The sequence below is a fragment of the Bradyrhizobium sp. Kon56 genome (assembly GCF_055807635.1).
In genome coordinates this window covers 1-15,377 of record NZ_JBVVOU010000061.1, presented here as the reverse complement: position 1 = coordinate 15,377, position 15,377 = coordinate 1, and the positions used below count along the sequence as shown (strand labels likewise).

At 64.8% G+C, this 15,377-nt stretch carries 15 protein-coding genes and 1 pseudogene; 14 read left to right on the top strand and 2 right to left on the bottom strand.

Translation table 11 applies throughout. The annotated features are described in order from the left end of the window. Positions 1-444: 444 nt before the first annotated feature. The 4 genes from AC0L3B_RS37100 (at position 445) to AC0L3B_RS37085 (ending at position 3,204) form a co-directional block, all read left to right on the top strand. Complete coding sequence (locus AC0L3B_RS37100) at positions 445-1,065, top strand: TetR/AcrR family transcriptional regulator (protein WP_345946471.1); 621 nt, start codon at positions 445-447, stop codon at positions 1,063-1,065. A gap of 50 nt (positions 1,066-1,115) precedes the next feature. After that, a complete protein-coding gene (locus AC0L3B_RS37095; protein WP_247298570.1) occupies positions 1,116-2,309 on the top strand; it encodes an MFS transporter in 1,194 nt (397 codons plus the stop codon). Between the two features lie 136 nt (positions 2,310-2,445). Continuing rightward, positions 2,446-2,856 (top strand): hypothetical protein, encoded by a 411-nt coding sequence (locus AC0L3B_RS37090; RefSeq protein ID WP_026233102.1) that lies wholly within the window; start codon positions 2,446-2,448, stop codon positions 2,854-2,856. A 138-nt stretch (positions 2,857-2,994) separates the two neighbouring features. Then, complete coding sequence (locus AC0L3B_RS37085; RefSeq protein WP_018456179.1) at positions 2,995-3,204, top strand: hypothetical protein; 210 nt, start codon at positions 2,995-2,997, stop codon at positions 3,202-3,204. A 257-nt stretch (positions 3,205-3,461) separates the two neighbouring features. On the opposite strand, the gene AC0L3B_RS37080 is transcribed toward AC0L3B_RS37085, so the two are convergent. Continuing rightward, the gene (locus AC0L3B_RS37080) at positions 3,462-4,433 is read right to left on the bottom strand and encodes a LysR family transcriptional regulator (protein WP_247298573.1); all 972 of its coding nucleotides are present in this window, start codon (positions 4,431-4,433) and stop codon (positions 3,462-3,464) included. Between the two features lie 120 nt (positions 4,434-4,553). On the opposite strand from AC0L3B_RS37080, the gene AC0L3B_RS37075 reads away from it, so the two are divergent. The 9 genes from AC0L3B_RS37075 (at position 4,554) to AC0L3B_RS37035 (ending at position 13,790) form a co-directional block, all read left to right on the top strand. Continuing rightward, positions 4,554-5,591: a class 1 fructose-bisphosphatase gene (locus AC0L3B_RS37075; RefSeq protein ID WP_085352578.1), complete on the top strand. Its 1,038-nt coding sequence runs from the start codon at positions 4,554-4,556 to the stop codon at positions 5,589-5,591. A gap of 13 nt (positions 5,592-5,604) precedes the next feature. Continuing rightward, complete coding sequence (locus tag AC0L3B_RS37070; RefSeq protein ID WP_063993396.1) at positions 5,605-6,480, top strand: phosphoribulokinase; 876 nt, start codon at positions 5,605-5,607, stop codon at positions 6,478-6,480. A 16-nt stretch (positions 6,481-6,496) separates the two neighbouring features. Further along, positions 6,497-8,518: a transketolase gene (tkt, locus tag AC0L3B_RS37065; protein WP_473382387.1), complete on the top strand. Its 2,022-nt coding sequence runs from the start codon at positions 6,497-6,499 to the stop codon at positions 8,516-8,518. A 14-nt stretch (positions 8,519-8,532) separates the two neighbouring features. Continuing rightward, a complete protein-coding gene (gene fba / locus AC0L3B_RS37060) occupies positions 8,533-9,618 on the top strand; it encodes a class II fructose-bisphosphate aldolase (RefSeq protein ID WP_018456185.1) in 1,086 nt (361 codons plus the stop codon). A gap of 31 nt (positions 9,619-9,649) precedes the next feature. Next, positions 9,650-11,110 carry a form I ribulose bisphosphate carboxylase large subunit gene (locus AC0L3B_RS37055; RefSeq protein WP_085352576.1) on the top strand — a complete coding sequence of 487 codons (1,461 nt, stop codon included), beginning with the start codon at positions 9,650-9,652 and terminating at the stop codon, positions 11,108-11,110. An 11-nt stretch (positions 11,111-11,121) separates the two neighbouring features. Then, positions 11,122-11,529 carry a ribulose bisphosphate carboxylase small subunit gene (locus AC0L3B_RS37050; RefSeq protein ID WP_018456187.1) on the top strand — a complete coding sequence of 136 codons (408 nt, stop codon included), beginning with the start codon at positions 11,122-11,124 and terminating at the stop codon, positions 11,527-11,529. 98 nt (positions 11,530-11,627) lie between these two features. After that, entirely contained in the window at positions 11,628-12,563 is a 936-nt protein-coding gene (gene cbbX, locus AC0L3B_RS37045; RefSeq protein WP_018456188.1) for a CbbX protein, read from the top strand. After that, positions 12,560-13,297, top strand: coding sequence for a ribulose-phosphate 3-epimerase (rpe, locus tag AC0L3B_RS37040; protein ID WP_018456189.1), 738 nt, complete (start codon positions 12,560-12,562; stop codon positions 13,295-13,297). The genes cbbX and rpe overlap by 4 nt, the downstream gene beginning before the upstream one ends. A gap of 280 nt (positions 13,298-13,577) precedes the next feature. Continuing rightward, positions 13,578-13,790, top strand: a complete 213-nt coding sequence (locus AC0L3B_RS37035) for a hypothetical protein (protein WP_018456190.1) — start codon at positions 13,578-13,580, stop codon at positions 13,788-13,790. A 114-nt stretch (positions 13,791-13,904) separates the two neighbouring features. Here AC0L3B_RS37035 and AC0L3B_RS37030 read toward each other — a convergent pair whose 3' ends face one another. Beyond that, positions 13,905-14,741, bottom strand: a complete 837-nt coding sequence (locus tag AC0L3B_RS37030) for a universal stress protein (RefSeq protein ID WP_247298579.1) — start codon at positions 14,739-14,741, stop codon at positions 13,905-13,907. 209 nt (positions 14,742-14,950) lie between these two features. Between AC0L3B_RS37030 and AC0L3B_RS37025 the strand changes: the two are divergent. Further along, positions 14,951-15,377 (top strand): annotated as a pseudogene (locus AC0L3B_RS37025) (serine peptidase); the annotation flags it as partial.

Genomic DNA, 15,377 nt, shown 5'->3' with positions numbered 1-15,377 from the left:
CTGTATGCTGCTGTGCGGTTTTCCTGCGTGTGCTTTTCGCGCAGCGGACCGCGGGTGCCAGCCGGCACCCGGCCTTCACTGCGCTCTCTTGGACAAGAGGGTGAAGCGACGAAGCAAAGCTCGGGCGGAATCAGCCGCGAGGATGAGAAGGCATGTCTGCAAGTTGTAATGTGCGCAGGACCGCGATGTGGCCTGCGCCGTGGCGATGCCCGGCAGTCAGGCGTAACAACCTCAAATGTCGTCGTGGCGAAGGCCAGGACCCATACCGCGAGGTCTATCGATTTAAGGCGGTATCAATCCCACCGAACGAATGTCCGCCCAACCCCTTCCCTGGGATAATGGGTCCTGGCCTTGGCCAGGGGCGACGCCGGAGTTAGTGGCCCTACCGCCCCAATCACAACCAAGTGTCTTTGTTTGGAAACAAACATTCCCTATTATCCTGCAATGCAAAAAGCGGCCCGCAAATCCAGCTCCGTCGCCCGTTCGCCCGGCCGTCCGCGGGAGTTCGACATGGACACCGCGCTCGACAGGGCCGTCCGCGTGTTTTCCGAGCGCGGTTATCATGCCACGTCGATCGGCGATCTCACCGCGGCGATGCGGCTGGCGACCGGCAGCATCTACAAGGCGTTTCGCGACAAGCATGCGGTGTTTCTCGCCGCCTTCGAGCGCTACGCGGCGCTGCGCCAGGAGCAGACGCGCAGCGCGGCGGCAAAAGGCGCCAATGGCCGCGAGCGGCTGCGCAACATGCTGCTGTCGTATGTAGAGCATTCCCAGGGCAGCGAGGGGCGGCGCGGCTGCCTCGTGGTCGGCAGCGCGGTCGAATTGTCCGCGGTCGATCCGGTGGTCGCCGCCCTCGTCAGCGCGCGGCTCGAGACCAACGAAGGCTTCATCGCCGGCCTCATTCGCGAGGGGCAGGCCGACGGCTCGATTCCCCGCCATGTCGCCGCCGCCGACACCGCGCGCCTGATGATCTGCATCACGCAGGGCCTGCGCGTGGTCGGCAAGGCGGGCCTTTCGCTCGACGGCAAGCGCCTGGTCGCCGTCGCGATGAAGCTGCTCGCCTGAATTTTTGTCATATTAGGAAACGACCGTTTCCGAATCTGGAGAGCCTGTGAATGACGATGAATGCCACGATCGAGACCGCGCCGGATCCGGATGCGGTGTCGCAGCGACTGACCTTCGTGCTTGCCGCGGCCTGTGGCATGGTCGCCGCCAACATCTATTACGCCCAGCCGCTGATCGCCCCGATCAGCGCCGCGCTCGGCCTGTCGCATGAAGCGGCGGGACTGATCGTCACCATGACGCAGATCGGCTACGGCGTGGGGCTTCTCTTCATCGTGCCGCTCGGCGACCTCGTCGAGAACCGTACCCTGATTTGCTCCGTCATCACGCTCGGCGCGGCAGCCCTGCTCGCCGCGGGGTTCGCGTCCCACGCGCTGCCCTTCCTGATCGCCGCGTTGTTCATCGGACTCGGCTCGGTCGCGGTGCAGATCATCATTCCCTATGCGGCGCATCTTGCGCCGGCAGCCATTCGCGGCCGCGTCGTCGGCAACGTCTCGACCGGCCTGATGCTCGGCATCATGCTGGCGCGGCCGGTGTCGAGTTTCGTCACGGCGATGCTGTCGTGGCATGCAGTGTTCTTCTGCTCGGCCGCGTTGATGATCGTGCTCGCAGCGGTACTCTGGATGACGCTGCCGAAGCGCAGGCCGGTCGCGCGGATGCATTACGGCGAGTTGCTGCTGTCGATGCCGCATCTGGTGCGGACCACGCCGCTGCTGCGCCGCCGCGCGCTGTACCAGGCCAGCCTGTTCGGCGCCTTCAGCCTGTTCTGGACCGTGACGCCGCTGCTGCTCGCGAGCGAATTCGGCTTCACCCAGCGCGGCATCGCGCTGTTCGCGCTTGCCGGTGTCGCCGGCGTGTTCGCAGCCCCGATCGCGGGACGGCTTGCCGATCGCGGCCATAGCCGCATGGCCACGCTGGTCGCGCTGCTACTCGCGGCCGTAGGATTCCTGATTACGCATGTCGGCGCGCCCGGATCGGTGCTGAACCTCGCCTGCCTGGTCGTGGCTGCGATCGCGATCGACATCGGCGTGCAGGGCAACGTCGTGCTCGGCTTCCGCGCGATCTTCGCGCTGGGGCATGAGCACCGCAGCCGCCTGAACGGTCTCTACATGGCGACCTTCTTCACCGCGGGCGCGGCGGGCTCGGCGGTCGGCGCGTGGGCGTTTGCACAAGGCGGCTGGACGCTCGCATCGGCCTTTGGGCTCGCGCTGCCCGTCGCAGGCCTGGTCTATGCGGCCACCGAGTAGGGGCTGGTTGCTCCAATTAGCGATCCGGCCCGTTTACCAAGGCCGCCGGGTCGGCAATTTCCACCTCGCAGTTTCCCTGCCGCTGTAGTACTTTGGTCGCAAGCGAGCCTGGTTAACGGGCGGCAGGGGGAGGCTGATGAGGCGTGCGGGGCTGGTTGGCGTACCGCGGGTACGACCATGGTCGTGGCAGGCGTTTCTGCTTGGATTCATCGTTGTCGCAATGTCGGCTGCGCTCCAGGGCGGCTGTGTCGCGCTCGGCGCAAAACTCTATTTCGCGGCGTTCCTGCCCAGCCTGTTCGTGCTCGGCATTATTGCGGGCGCACCGGCGGCGGCGTTCGCCGCACTACTCACCATTCCGCTGGTATGGTGGGCATTCATGCCGCCCTTCTTCGAGTTCAATTCGCTGACCAGCGCGCATGCCGATTCCATCAAGCTGTTCTGCCTGCTCGCCGTGCTGGTGATCGGCCTTGCCGATCTCTGCCGCGAGATCATCAGCCGCGGTGGGTTGAAGCCGCGGGGCGAGAGCGCGGCGACGAATTCGCAATAGATCGGCCTTGTGCGGCCGCGCACGTTGCGCGCGGGCAACAGTCCGGAAACCATTCGCGCGCTTGCTGTGCGGCGCTAACTTTTCGAAAAAGATTTGGCCGCAATTTCTCCCCCGGGAATGACGAGGGAGTTTTCGGACATGAACGGCCAAATCACCGGTCACGCCATCTTGGAGAACGTGCGCCGCTACCGCGGTATCGCATCGCTCTATCGCCAGACCGCTGCATTCCGCCCGGACCAGAGCTGGTCGCTGCTCGAGCAGGCGAAGGATTGGGAAGCGCGGGCGCTGCTGGAGCTGGAAGCCTATTTCGCCGCGCGGATGGACTACGCCCCTACACGCGCGGCCTGATCGTTAACCATCGGCGCGGCCTTGCGCAGGCCCGCCGAAGGGCCGGTCGTCGGGTCGTGCACGGAAAACACGGGGCGATTACGGAGTTATCTCGTCGCCCGTCTGTGCTAGCAACGTCCCGACCGAGACATCCCAATTCGGCCGGGGCAAGCGATGACCACCTTCAACCGCATCTTCACGACCGAGCGCCTGCTCCAGATCATCGTCATTCTCGCGGCTACGGTCGCGATGAAGCTGATGGGCTGAATTTCGACGGGCTATCGCGCGCCGAATTCGGGCACGTCGGGAAGATAGTTCGACCCCTCCGATCCCAAGAAATCGAACATCGCCTGCGCCGGCGGCAACAGCACCTTGTCGCTGCGGCGGATCACGTACCATTGCCGCACGATCGGCAGGCCCGCGACGTCGAGCACGATCAGCCGGCCCTCGGTGAGCTCGTGCGCCACGGTGTGGGCCGAGATGAAGGCGATGCCGAGCCCGGCGATGACCGCCTGCTTGATGGTCTCGTTGCTGCTCATCTCCATGCCGATGATCGGCTCAAGATCCGACCTCTGGAACATGCCTTCCATCAGTGTCCGCGTCCCCGAGCCGGGCTCGCGGGTGAGGAAGGTCTCGTGCACGAGGTCGGTGAGGTTGAGGCCGGAATCCTTCTCCAGCCAGTGCCCCTTGCGCGCGACGATGATGTGCGGATTGCGCCCGAGCTGCCGGACGTCGACGCTGACATCGGCCGGTGGCCGACCCATCACCGCGAAGTCGAGGTCGTAGCCGTGCATGGCCCCGCGGATCTCCTCGCGATTGCCGACCGTGAGCTTGATCTCGATCTTCGGATACCGCTTCGAGAATGCCGCGATCGCGTGCGGCACGAAATATTTCGCGGTCGAGACCGCGCCGAGATGCACCGTGCCGCCGGTTCGCCCCGCAAGCAGGTCGAGCGAACCCTGGCAGTCCGCGATTGCGGCCTCGACGCGCTCGGCGAGCGCCAGCACCTCCTTGCCGGCTTCCGTCAGCAGCATGCCGTCGCCGGTCCGCTGAAGCAGCGGCAGTCCGGCGAGATCCTGCAGCTGACGCAATTGCTGGGTCACGGCCGGCTGCGTCAGGCCGAGCTGGGTCGAGGCTGCCGTGACGCTGCCTTTTGCCGAGAGCGCCGCAAGCGAGCGAAGCTGCCGGATCGTGAGATGCCGGAGCTGTGCCGTCGAATGGACATTATAAGATAATTCTTTGGCGCTCATTATAAATAGAAATTTTCCTTATTAAGCCGCCCCTGTCAATCTCGTCGTTGTTGGCACTGGCCGCACCGACCTCCAGCGAGGAGGGAACTGGATGCGGCGCCTGCAAAGGGATGGACGCAGATGACCGGGCAACTCAGGCTGGACGACCACCTTCAGCGGTATTCCGAGACGGCGCCGCATGCGCTGGCCGTAGCGGCCGCGGTCGATGCCATCGCGGCGGCCGCGATCGAGATCGCCGATCTTATCGCCACGGGAGACCTTGCGGATGCGTCGGGCCTGACCACCGGCCGCAACAGCGACGGTGACGTGCAGCGCGATCTCGACGTGCAGGCGGATGCGATCCTGCGCCGCTGTCTCGGCAAGCTGCCGATCGCGGCACTGGCGTCGGAGGAGATGCGTGAACCGCAGATCGGTGACCGCGCGGCGAAGATCTGCGTCGCGATCGATCCGCTCGACGGCTCCTCCAATATCGACATCAACATGACCGTGGGCACGATCTTCTCGATCCTGCCCGCGCCCGACGATCTCGCGCTCGCCTTCCATCAGCGCGGCTCGGCGCAGCTCGCGGCGGGATTCGTCACCTACGGCCCGCAGACCTCGCTGGTGCTGACGCTCGGCGAGGGCGTCGACATCTTCACGCTTGACCGCGGGTCCGGTTGCTTCCGTCTCGCGCGTAGCGCCGTGCAAATCTCCGAGACCTGCGAGGAGTTCGCGATCAACGCCTCGAACCGCCGGCATTGGGAACAGCCGGTGCGCGCCTTCGTCGACGAATGCCTCGCCGGTGTGGAAGGGCAGGCCAACCACAATTTCAACATGCGCTGGGTCGGCTCGCTGGTGGCCGAGGCCTATCGCATCCTTACCCGCGGCGGCGTGTTCCTCTATCCCTCCGATTCACGGCCCGGCTATGGCGATGGCCGCCTGCGCCTCGTCTACGAGGCGCACCCGATGGCTTACATCGTCGAGCAGGCCGGCGGCTCGGCTTCGACCGGGCGCGAGCGTATCCTCGAACTCTCGGCGCAGAGCCTGCATCAACGCGTGCCGCTGATCATGGGTTCGAACAACGAGGTGCAGCGCGTCGAGGAACTGCATTGCGATCCCTTGCTGGTCGCCAGCGTCTCCGCACCGCTGTTCGCGCGGCGCGGCTTCTTCCGGCTCTGAGCGAGGCGCCCCGATGTCCAGGAAGCATCCGATCATCTCCATCACCGGCTCTTCCGGCGCCGGCACCACGTCGGTCAAGAAGACCTTTGAGCAGATCTTCTTCCGCGAGAAGGTCAACGCCGCCTACATCGAAGGCGACGCCTTCCATCGCTACGATCGCGCGGAAATGCGCACGCAGATGGCGAAGGAGGCCGATCGCGGCAACAGGCATTTCAGCCATTTCAGCCCCGAGACCAATCTGTTCGAGGAGCTGGAGCGGGCGTTCCGCGACTATGGCGAGACCGGCACGGCGACGACGCGGCACTACGTCCACGACGCCGAGGAATCCGCGCTGCATGGCGCCGCACCCGGCACCTTCACCGAATGGAAACGGCTGCCGGAGAGCTCCGACCTTCTGTTCTACGAGGGCCTGCACGGTGCTGTCGTTACCGACAAGGTCAACGTCGCGCGTTATGCCGACCTCAAGATCGGCGTCGTGCCCGTTATCAATCTCGAATGGATCCAGAAGCTGCACCGCGACCGCAGTGCGCGAGGCTATTCGACCGAGGCCGTTACCGACACCGTTCTGCGGCGGATGCCCGATTACATCCACTACATCTGCCCGCAATTTTCCGAGACCGACATCAACTTCCAGCGTGTGCCGACGGTGGACACCTCCAATCCGTTCATCGCGCGCTGGATCCCGACGCCGGACGAGTCGATGGTCGTGATCCGCTTCAAGAACCCGCGCGGCATCGACTTCCCCTATCTGCTCTCGATGCTGCCGCAAAGCTGGATGTCGCGTGCCAATTCGATCGTGTGTCCCGGCGCGAAACTCGATCTTGCGATGCAGCTGATCCTGACGCCGCTGATCATGCAGCTGATCGAGCGTAAGCGAAACCTGAAGTGAACGAGGGGAGGATCCGATGAACATCTCCGTCCACGCCGACGCTGACCTCACGGCGGTATCGCATAGCGATCTCGCCAACGCCGTCCGCTTCCTCGCGGTCGACGCCATCGAGACTTCGCAGTCCGGCCACCCCGGACTGCCCATGGGCATGGCCGATGTCGCCACCGTGCTGTTCTCGCGCTTCCTGAAATTCGACTCGGCTCACCCCCATTGGCCGGATCGCGATCGCTTCGTGCTGTCGGCGGGCCATGGCTCGATGCTGCTCTATGCATTGCTCCATCTCACCGGCGGCGACGTCAGCCTCGATGACATCAAGGCGTTCCGGCAATGGGGCTCGAAGACGCCGGGCCATCCGGAATATGGCCATACGCCGGGCGTCGAGACGACGACCGGTCCGCTGGGGCAGGGGATTGCGACCGCGGTCGGCATGGCACTCGCCGAGCGCATGGCCAATGCGCAACATGGCGACGGCCTCGTCGATCATTTCACGTACGTCATCGCCGGCGACGGCTGTCTGATGGAAGGCATCAGCCAGGAAGCGATCTCGCTCGCCGGGCATCTCGGGCTGGGCCGCCTGATCGTGCTGTTCGACGACAACGGCATATCCATTGACGGCCCGACCTCGCTTGCGACCTCCGATGACCAGCTCGCGCGCTTCGCTGCCTCCGGCTGGTCGGTGCGCGGTGTTGACGGGCACGATCCCGAAGCAGTTTCGCAGGCGATTGCCGAGGAGCGTGAGAGCACAAGACCGTCGCTGATCGCCTGCCGCACCATCATCGGCTTCGGCGCGCCGGATCGTCAGGGCACCGAGAAGGCGCATGGCGCGCCGCTCGGCACGGAGCAGACGGCCGCGGCGCGGCGAACGCTCGGCTGGGACTATCAGCCCTTCGTGGTGCCTGTCACGATCCTGAAAGCATGGCGGATGATCGGGCAGCGCGGGCAGGTCGAGCGTCTCGCCTGGCTCGATCGCTATGAATGCGCGACGCCCGAGCAGCGCGACCTGTTTATCGAGGGCAAGGCGGTTGCCCTGCCGAACGCCTATGCCCAGGCCTCGGCGAAATTGCGCGAGCGCTTTGCCACCGAGCGTCCGAAGCTCGCGACGCGGCAGGCGTCGCAACAGGTGCTCGACGGCATCGCCGAGACGATTCCCGGATTTGTCGGCGGCTCGGCGGATCTCACGCATTCGAACCTGACGCATGCCAAGGCGCAGACCCCGGTCAAGCGCGACGCGTTCGCCGGCGATTACATCCATTACGGCATCCGCGAGCATGGCATGGCGGCCGCGATGAACGGCCTCGCGCTGTACGGGGGCTTCATTCCCTATGGCGGCACCTTCCTCGCGTTCTCCGATTACAGCCGGCCGGCGATCCGCCTTGCGGCCTTGATGCGGATCCGCGTCATTCATGTGATGACCCATGACTCCATTGGCCTCGGTGAGGACGGCCCCACGCACCAACCGGTCGAGCATCTCGCAGCGCTCCGCGTCATTCCGAACCTGCTTGTTTTCCGGCCGGCCGACGCGGTTGAGACGCTGGAAGCATGGGACTGCGCGCTCCAAGCTGAAAATCGTCCCTCCGTGCTGTGCCTGTCCCGTCAGGCGCTGCCGACCTTCCGCAGCGATGTCCGCGGGAGGAACCGCGTCGCACGCGGCGCCTATCTGATCGTTTCGCCGGACGGTGGCCGCGACGTGACGCTCATCGCAACGGGTTCGGAAGTGTCTATTGCGCTGGAGGCGGCCCGCCTGCTCGCTACCGAGCACGTCCGTGCGGCCGTGGTCTCCGCGCCCTGCTTCGCGTTGTTCGAGGAGCAGCCGGAGGATTACCGCGCCGCTGTGCTCGGCACCGCGCCGCGGGTTGGCATCGAGGCGGCAGTCGTCGGCGATTGGCACCGCTGGATCGGAACCGAGGGCGAATTCGTCGGCATGCGCGGCTTCGGCGCTTCGGCGCCGGCCCCGGTGCTCTACCGCGAATTCGGCATCACGCCGCAAGGCGTTGCGGAAGCCGCCCGGCGGGCGATGGCCCGCGCCGGCAAGCAATAACAGGAGGATTTGTCGTGGCCCGTATCACTCTTCGTCAGCTGCTCGACCACGCCGCCAGTCACGGCTACGCGGTGCCGGCGTTCAACATCAACAACATGGAGCAGGGCATCGCGATCATGCAGGCGGCGGCCGAGGTCGACGCGCCCGTCATCATCCAGGCTTCGCGCGGCGCGCGCAGCTATGCCGGCGACCTCATGCTCTCGCACATGATCGATGCGCTGGAGCGGACCTATCCAGACATCCCGCTCTGCCTGCACCAGGACCATGGCAATGACGAGGCGACCTGCGCGTCCGCGATCGCCCATGGCTTCACCTCGGTGATGATGGACGGCTCGCTCAAGGCCGACGCCAAGACCGCGGCCGACTACGACTACAACGTTGCGATCACCCGCCGCGTCGTCGATCTCGCGCATTGGGTCGGTGCCTCCGTCGAAGGCGAGCTCGGCGTGCTCGGCTCGCTCGAGCATGGGGGCGGCGAGCAGGAGGACGGTCACGGCGTCGAAGGCACGGTCAGCCATGATCAGTTGCTCACGGATCCCGACCAGGCGGTCGACTTCGTCCGCGCTACCAAAGTCGATGCGCTCGCGATCGCGATGGGCACCTCGCACGGCGCCTACAAGTTCAGCCGCAAGCCGGACGGCGACATTCTGGCGATGCGGGTGGTCGAGGAGATTCATCGCCGGCTGCCGAACACGCATCTCGTGATGCACGGCTCTTCCTCGGTGCCTCAGCCGCTCCAGGACATGTTCAACCAGTTTGGCGGCGAGATGCCGCAGACCTGGGGCGTGCCGGTCGAGGAGATCGTCCGCGGCATCACGAGCGGCGTGCGCAAGGTCAATATCGACACCGACTGCCGGCTGGCAATGACCGCGGTGTTCCGGAAAGTGGCCGCGCAAACGCGCTCCGAGTTCGATCCGCGCAAATTTCTCAAGCCCGCCATGGATGCGATGCGCGAGCTCTGCCGCGAGCGCTTCGAGCAGTTCGGCACCGCAGGCCACGCCAGCGGTATCAAGGTCGTTCCCTTGAGCGAGATGGCGCGGCGCTACCGCGCCGGCGATCTCGATCCGCGCGTCGACGCCCGCGAGCCCGTCGCGGCCTAATCATTCAGAGAGAGAAGAGCAGGAGAGAGCCATGAATGCACATGCAGGAACCGTCCGCGGCAAGGAAAGATATCGATCGGGCGTGATGGAATACAAGCGCATGGGCTATTGGGAGCCCGACTACGTGCCCAAGGACACCGACGTCATCGCGCTGTTCCGCGTCACGCCGCAAGAGGGCGTCGATCCGATCGAGGCGTCAGCCGCAGTCGCCGGCGAATCCTCGACCGCGACCTGGACGGTGGTGTGGACCGATCGGTTGACCGCCGCCGAGAAGTATCGCGCGAAATGCTACCGCGTCGATCCGGTGCCGGGCACGCCGGGCTCGTACTTCGCCTACATCGCCTATGACCTCGACCTGTTCGAGCCGGGCTCGATCGCCAACCTCTCGGCCTCGATCATCGGCAACGTATTTGGCTTCAAGCCACTGAAGGCGCTGCGGCTGGAGGACATGCGTTTCCCGGTCGCGTATGTGAAGACGTTCCAGGGACCGGCCACCGGCATCGTGGTCGAGCGCGAGCGGCTCGACAAGTTCGGCAGGCCGCTGCTCGGCGCGACCGTCAAGCCTAAGCTCGGCCTCTCGGGCCGCAATTACGGTCGCGTGGTCTACGAGGCGCTGAAGGGCGGGCTCGACTTCACCAAGGATGACGAGAACATCAACTCGCAGCCGTTCATGCACTGGCGCGACCGCTTCCTTTATTGCATGGAGGCGGTGAACCGGGCGCAGGCGGCCTCCGGTGAGGCCAAGGGGACCTACCTGAATATCACCGCGGGAACCATGGAGGATATGTACGAGCGCGCCGAGTTCGCGAAGGAGCTCGGGTCCTGCATCGTCATGATCGATCTCGTGATCGGCTACACCGCAATCCAGTCGATGGCGAAATGGGCGCGCCGCAACGACATGATCCTGCATCTGCATCGCGCCGGTCACTCGACCTACACGCGGCAGAAAAGCCATGGGGTGTCGTTCCGCGTCATCGCCAAGTGGATGCGGCTCGCCGGCGTCGATCACATCCATGCCGGCACCGTGGTCGGCAAGCTCGAAGGCGATCCCAACACCACGCGCGGCTATTACGATGTCTGTCGCGAAGACTTCAACCCGGCCAAGCTCGAACACGGCCTGTTCTTCGACCAGTCATGGGCGAGCCTGAACAAGATGATGCCGGTCGCCTCCGGCGGCATCCATGCCGGCCAGATGCACCAGCTGCTCGACCTGCTCGGCGAGGACGTCGTGCTCCAGTTCGGCGGCGGCACCATCGGCCATCCCATGGGCATCGCGGCCGGCGCGATCGCCAACCGTGTGGCGCTGGAAGCGATGATCCTCGCCCGCAACGAGGGCCGCGACTACGTCCACGAAGGACCGGAGATCCTGGCCAGGGCGGCCGAGACCTGTACGCCGCTGAAAGCTGCACTTGAGGTTTGGAAGGACGTCTCCTTCAATTATGAATCCACCGACACGCCGGACTTCGTGCCGACCGCGCTCGAAACCGTTTGAGGAGATTTGACATGAAGCTGACCCAAGGCTGCTTCTCATTCCTGCCCGATCTGACCGACGACCAGATCACCAAGCAGGTGCAGTATTGCCTGACCAACGGCTGGGCGGTGAACATCGAGTTCACCGACGATCCGCATCCCCGCAACACCTATTGGGAGATGTGGGGCCTGCCGATGTTCGATCTCCAGGACGCCGCCGGCGTGATGATGGAGCTCGCCGAATGCCGCAGAGTGTATGGCGACCGATACATCCGCCTCAGCGGCTTCGACTCCAGCCATGGCTGGGAATCGGTGCGGATCTCGTTCATCGTCAACCGCCCGCCGCAGGAAGCCGAGTTCGAGCTGGTGCGGCAGGAGGTGAGCGGACGCGCGATCCGCTACACCACCGTGCGCCGGCAGCTCGCGCACGCACCAACCTAAGTCATTCTCCTCCGCGCGGAGCACTCCCTGCTCCGTTTCCTTGGCGGACCACTGCTTCGCCGCTCCCCCGCGGCGAAGCCCTTTTCTTCGAGGTGCCGATGCTGGATGTTCCCCACGCCATGACCACTGAGCCCGGCGAGACCAGTTTCGATCTCCGCAAGGAGGCCGAAGAGGCTGGAATCACGGGCACGCTGCAGCAGCTCGAGCAGGAGCTGATCGGATTGAAGCCGGTGAAGAGCCGCGTGCGCCAGATCGCGTCGCTCTTGCTGATCGAACGTATCCGGCAGCGTGCGGGATTGGCTTCGTCGCCACCGACGCTGCATATGTCGTTTACCGGCAATCCCGGCACCGGCAAGACGACGGTCGCGCTGCGCATGGCAAAGATCCTGCACGGCCTCGGTTTCGTGCGGCGCGGGCAGGTGATCTCGGTGACGCGCGACGATTTGGTCGGCCAGTATATCGGCCACACCGCGCCGAAGACCAAGGAGATCCTGAAGAAGGCGATGGGCGGCGTGCTGTTCATCGACGAGGCCTATTATCTGCACCGTCCCGACAACGAGCGCGACTACGGCCAGGAGGCGATCGAGATCCTGCTCCAGGTGATGGAAAACCAGCGCGAGGACCTCGTCGTGATCCTTGCCGGCTATGGCGAGCGGATGACGAGCTTCTTTGCCTCTAATCCCGGCTTCCGTTCGCGGATCGCGCATCACATCGACTTTCCGGACTATGCGGAAGCCGAGCTGCTCGTCATCGCCGAGCTGATGCTGAAGGAACGGGGTTATCGCCTCTCGGCGGCGGCGCGCGAGGCGTTCGAGAAATACATCGCGCTACGTCGGACCCAGCCGTTCTTCTCCAATGCGCGCTCGATCCGCAACGCCGTCGACCGCATCCGCCTGCGGCAGGCCGATCGGCTGGTGTCCGATCTCGACCGCATGCTCGATATCGCCGACCTCGAAACGATCGATCCCATGGACGTCCTGGCGAGCCGCGTCTTCAGCGGCGGTGCGGACGCGCAGGGGAGTGCGAAGCCATGACGAGAGAAATCCTCATCGCGCCGTCAATCCTGGCTGCGAATTTCGCCCGCCTCGGCGAGGAGATCGTGGCGATCGATGCGGCGGGTGCCGACTGGATTCACTGCGACGTCATGGACGGGCATTTCGTCCCGAACATCAGTTATGGCGCGGACGTCATCAGGGCGATCCGGCCGCTGACGAAGAAAATGTTCGACGTGCATCTCATGATCGCGCCCGCCGATCCCTATCTCGAAGCGTTCGCGAAGGCCGGCGCGGATGTCATCACGGTGCATGCCGAAGCCGGTCCGCACCTCGATCGCTCGCTCCAGGCCATCCGCGCGCTCGGCAAGAAAGCCGGCGTCAGCCTGTGTCCCGCGACTCCCGAAAGCACGATCGAATATGTGCTCGATCGCCTCGACCTCGTCCTGGTGATGACGGTCAATCCGGGCTTTGGCGGCCAGTCCTTCCTCGAATCCCAACTCGAGAAGATCGGGCGTATTCGAAGCATGATAGGCGACCGGCCGATCCGACTCGAGGTTGACGGTGGCATCACGCGCGACAATGCCGCCGCCGTGGCCGCTGCGGGCGCCGATACGCTTGTAGCGGGCTCCGCCGTGTTTCGCGGCAAGAGCAGTGCGGACTATGCCGGCAACATCGCGGCCATCCGCGCCGCTGCGGAAGCCGGCAGGGTTCCGATGCTGCAACATAGTTCGGCGCAGACAATGCGTGCCGGTGAGCCCGCGCTCATCCGGTAGACTGCCGGATACAGGCGGGCGAGCCGGCACCGTAATTGGGGTGTGCCAGGGCGTGCCCCTTTGCACTGCAGATATACGAGGATGACCCACAACCCTAGCCTTGGCCTGCGGTAAGGTCCGAAGCGTTGAGTCCGCGCTGATTGGAACTTTCGCCTCGATACGCGTTTGCCTAGAAACAAGCGAGTCAAGCGCGCGGCGGGCGCAGCAAATCTTTTGCACAACCGCCATCGCCCTGACGCAAATAAGGGCAATAAGCTCTGTGAATGCGAGGGAGGGTCTCATGGACAACGTACGTCGCTACCGCGCGCTAGCGTCCCTCTGTCGTCAGCAGGCCGCCTACCGGCCGCTCCAGAGCTGGGAACTGCTCGGCCAGGCCGAACATTTCGAACATCTCGCCGAAGTCGAACTCAAGGCGCATTTCGACGCGTGCAATGCGCAACAAGACGAGGACGGCGTCGAGGCCACGGCGTGGGAGAGACCCGCCGCGGCGTGACGGTCCAACTTGTTCGAATATGACCTGAACTTGCCAACGCCGGCACCGCTCAAGACGCGGTTGTCAGCCCGAACGACAAGGCTTGTGACCGGCCCGACCTGGATAAGCCCTCGATTAATGCGACATCAGCGTCGGGACGGTCATGGCTTCCAGCATGGCGCGGGTGACGCCGCCGAGGAACCGTTCTTGCAAACGCGAATGGCCGTAGCCGCCCATGATCAGAAGATCCAGGTTCTCATCGGCTGCCAGCGACAGCATGGTCGGCTGAATGTCAGAGCGCGCCGCCGACAGGTTGACCGTGCGGGTCGACAGTCCGCGCCGGCCGAGATGCCTTGCCAGATTGCGCGTCGAGACTTCCTCGGGAACCATATCTGTTTCGTTGATCGCAATGATCACGATCTCCTCGGCGCGGGCCAGGAATGGTGAGGCGTCGCGCATAGCGCGCGCGGCGAGGCGGCTGCCATCCCAGCAGATGCCGATCCGTTTCGCCTTGAACGCTCCATGGAAGGTGTAGGGCAGGAAAAGCACCGGGCCACCCGCCTGGAACAGGATCTCGCCGGGCACATCGTTGTCGAGTGAGCCTTGCGCCGGATCCGGCTGGAGCACGATGCTGAGATCGTGCAGCCGCGCCATCTCGCCGAGCAAGCCGACCGCATCCCCCGGCATCGCCCCGAGTGGGTGGCATGTGTAGGAAATGCCGGCGTTCATCGCTTTGCTCTTGAATACCGCGAGCGCCGCCTCGGCCCGCTCCACTGCACTCTCGCGCTCCATCTCGAACACCGCCGCCACCGCAGCGCCGCCCTCCACGATATAGGCCGCACTGGTTGCCACATAGCCAACCGCAACTGCATCGAGATGGGCGTTGAGGCCCGCTGCGAGCGAGATCGAGCCGTCGATCACCGGGCGGATCGGCCGCTCGGTGGGGATGTGGACGAGAATGTCTTTGTACATGACGTGCCTCCGATGGACATCATCCGGTGGCCGCAGTCTTCCACGGTGCGCATGGCCCGCGTTGAGCTGCATCAAACGTGCAGCCTTGACCTTTGGCCGTATCGCCGGCCCGGCTACTTTGCCAAGATTTAATCGCGTGGACGGGACGCTGTAAGGTGGCGGCCACCATGTTGGGTGCAAGGCGACTTACCCAACATGGACATATCGACATGAGCGATCACGTCAATTCCGACACCACAACGTCCCGCAAGGTCCTGAGGCCGCGCCGGCTCGCGCTGCTCGGCACCGTGGCCGCGCTTGGCGTGGCCGTGCTGGCGACTGCTCCCGGCTCTTCGCCGTTCAGCGCGACCTCCTTCATTGCGCCCGCCCAGGCCGCGGAGACCGCCGCGACACCGCCGGGCTTCGGCGACCTCGTCAGCATGGTCAAACCCGCCGTCATTTCGGTGCGGGTCAGGATCGACCAGAACAATGATAAGAGCGCGATGCTGCAACAGAACCGGATGGATTCGGACGAGGCGACGCCGTTCGACCAGTTCTCGCGGCAATTCGGCTTCCGCGGCCCGGGTGGCATGGAGGGCATGCCGCGCCAGCGCCGCCAGATGATCACGGGTGAGGGCTCCGGCTTCTTCATCTCCG

Bases quoted from the DNA above. Each gene is read 5' to 3' on its own strand.
- rpe (WP_018456189.1), top strand. From the start codon at position 12,560: ATGACGAGAGAAATCCTCATCGCGCCGTCAATCCTGGCTGCGAATTTC.
- AC0L3B_RS37050 (WP_018456187.1), top strand. From the start codon at position 11,122: ATGAAGCTGACCCAAGGCTGCTTCTCATTCCTGCCCGATCTGACCGAC.
- AC0L3B_RS37085 (WP_018456179.1), top strand. From the start codon at position 2,995: ATGAACGGCCAAATCACCGGTCACGCCATCTTGGAGAACGTGCGCCGC.
- AC0L3B_RS37030 (WP_247298579.1), bottom strand. From the start codon at position 14,741: ATGTACAAAGACATTCTCGTCCACATCCCCACCGAGCGGCCGATCCGC.
- AC0L3B_RS37090 (WP_026233102.1), top strand. From the start codon at position 2,446: ATGAGGCGTGCGGGGCTGGTTGGCGTACCGCGGGTACGACCATGGTCG.
- AC0L3B_RS37100 (WP_345946471.1), top strand. From the start codon at position 445: ATGCAAAAAGCGGCCCGCAAATCCAGCTCCGTCGCCCGTTCGCCCGGC.
- AC0L3B_RS37070 (WP_063993396.1), top strand. From the start codon at position 5,605: ATGTCCAGGAAGCATCCGATCATCTCCATCACCGGCTCTTCCGGCGCC.
- AC0L3B_RS37075 (WP_085352578.1), top strand. From the start codon at position 4,554: ATGACCGGGCAACTCAGGCTGGACGACCACCTTCAGCGGTATTCCGAG.
- cbbX (WP_018456188.1), top strand. From the start codon at position 11,628: ATGCTGGATGTTCCCCACGCCATGACCACTGAGCCCGGCGAGACCAGT.
- AC0L3B_RS37095 (WP_247298570.1), top strand. From the start codon at position 1,116: ATGACGATGAATGCCACGATCGAGACCGCGCCGGATCCGGATGCGGTG.
- tkt (WP_473382387.1), top strand. From the start codon at position 6,497: ATGAACATCTCCGTCCACGCCGACGCTGACCTCACGGCGGTATCGCAT.
- AC0L3B_RS37035 (WP_018456190.1), top strand. From the start codon at position 13,578: ATGGACAACGTACGTCGCTACCGCGCGCTAGCGTCCCTCTGTCGTCAG.
- AC0L3B_RS37080 (WP_247298573.1), bottom strand. From the start codon at position 4,433: ATGAGCGCCAAAGAATTATCTTATAATGTCCATTCGACGGCACAGCTC.
- AC0L3B_RS37055 (WP_085352576.1), top strand. From the start codon at position 9,650: ATGAATGCACATGCAGGAACCGTCCGCGGCAAGGAAAGATATCGATCG.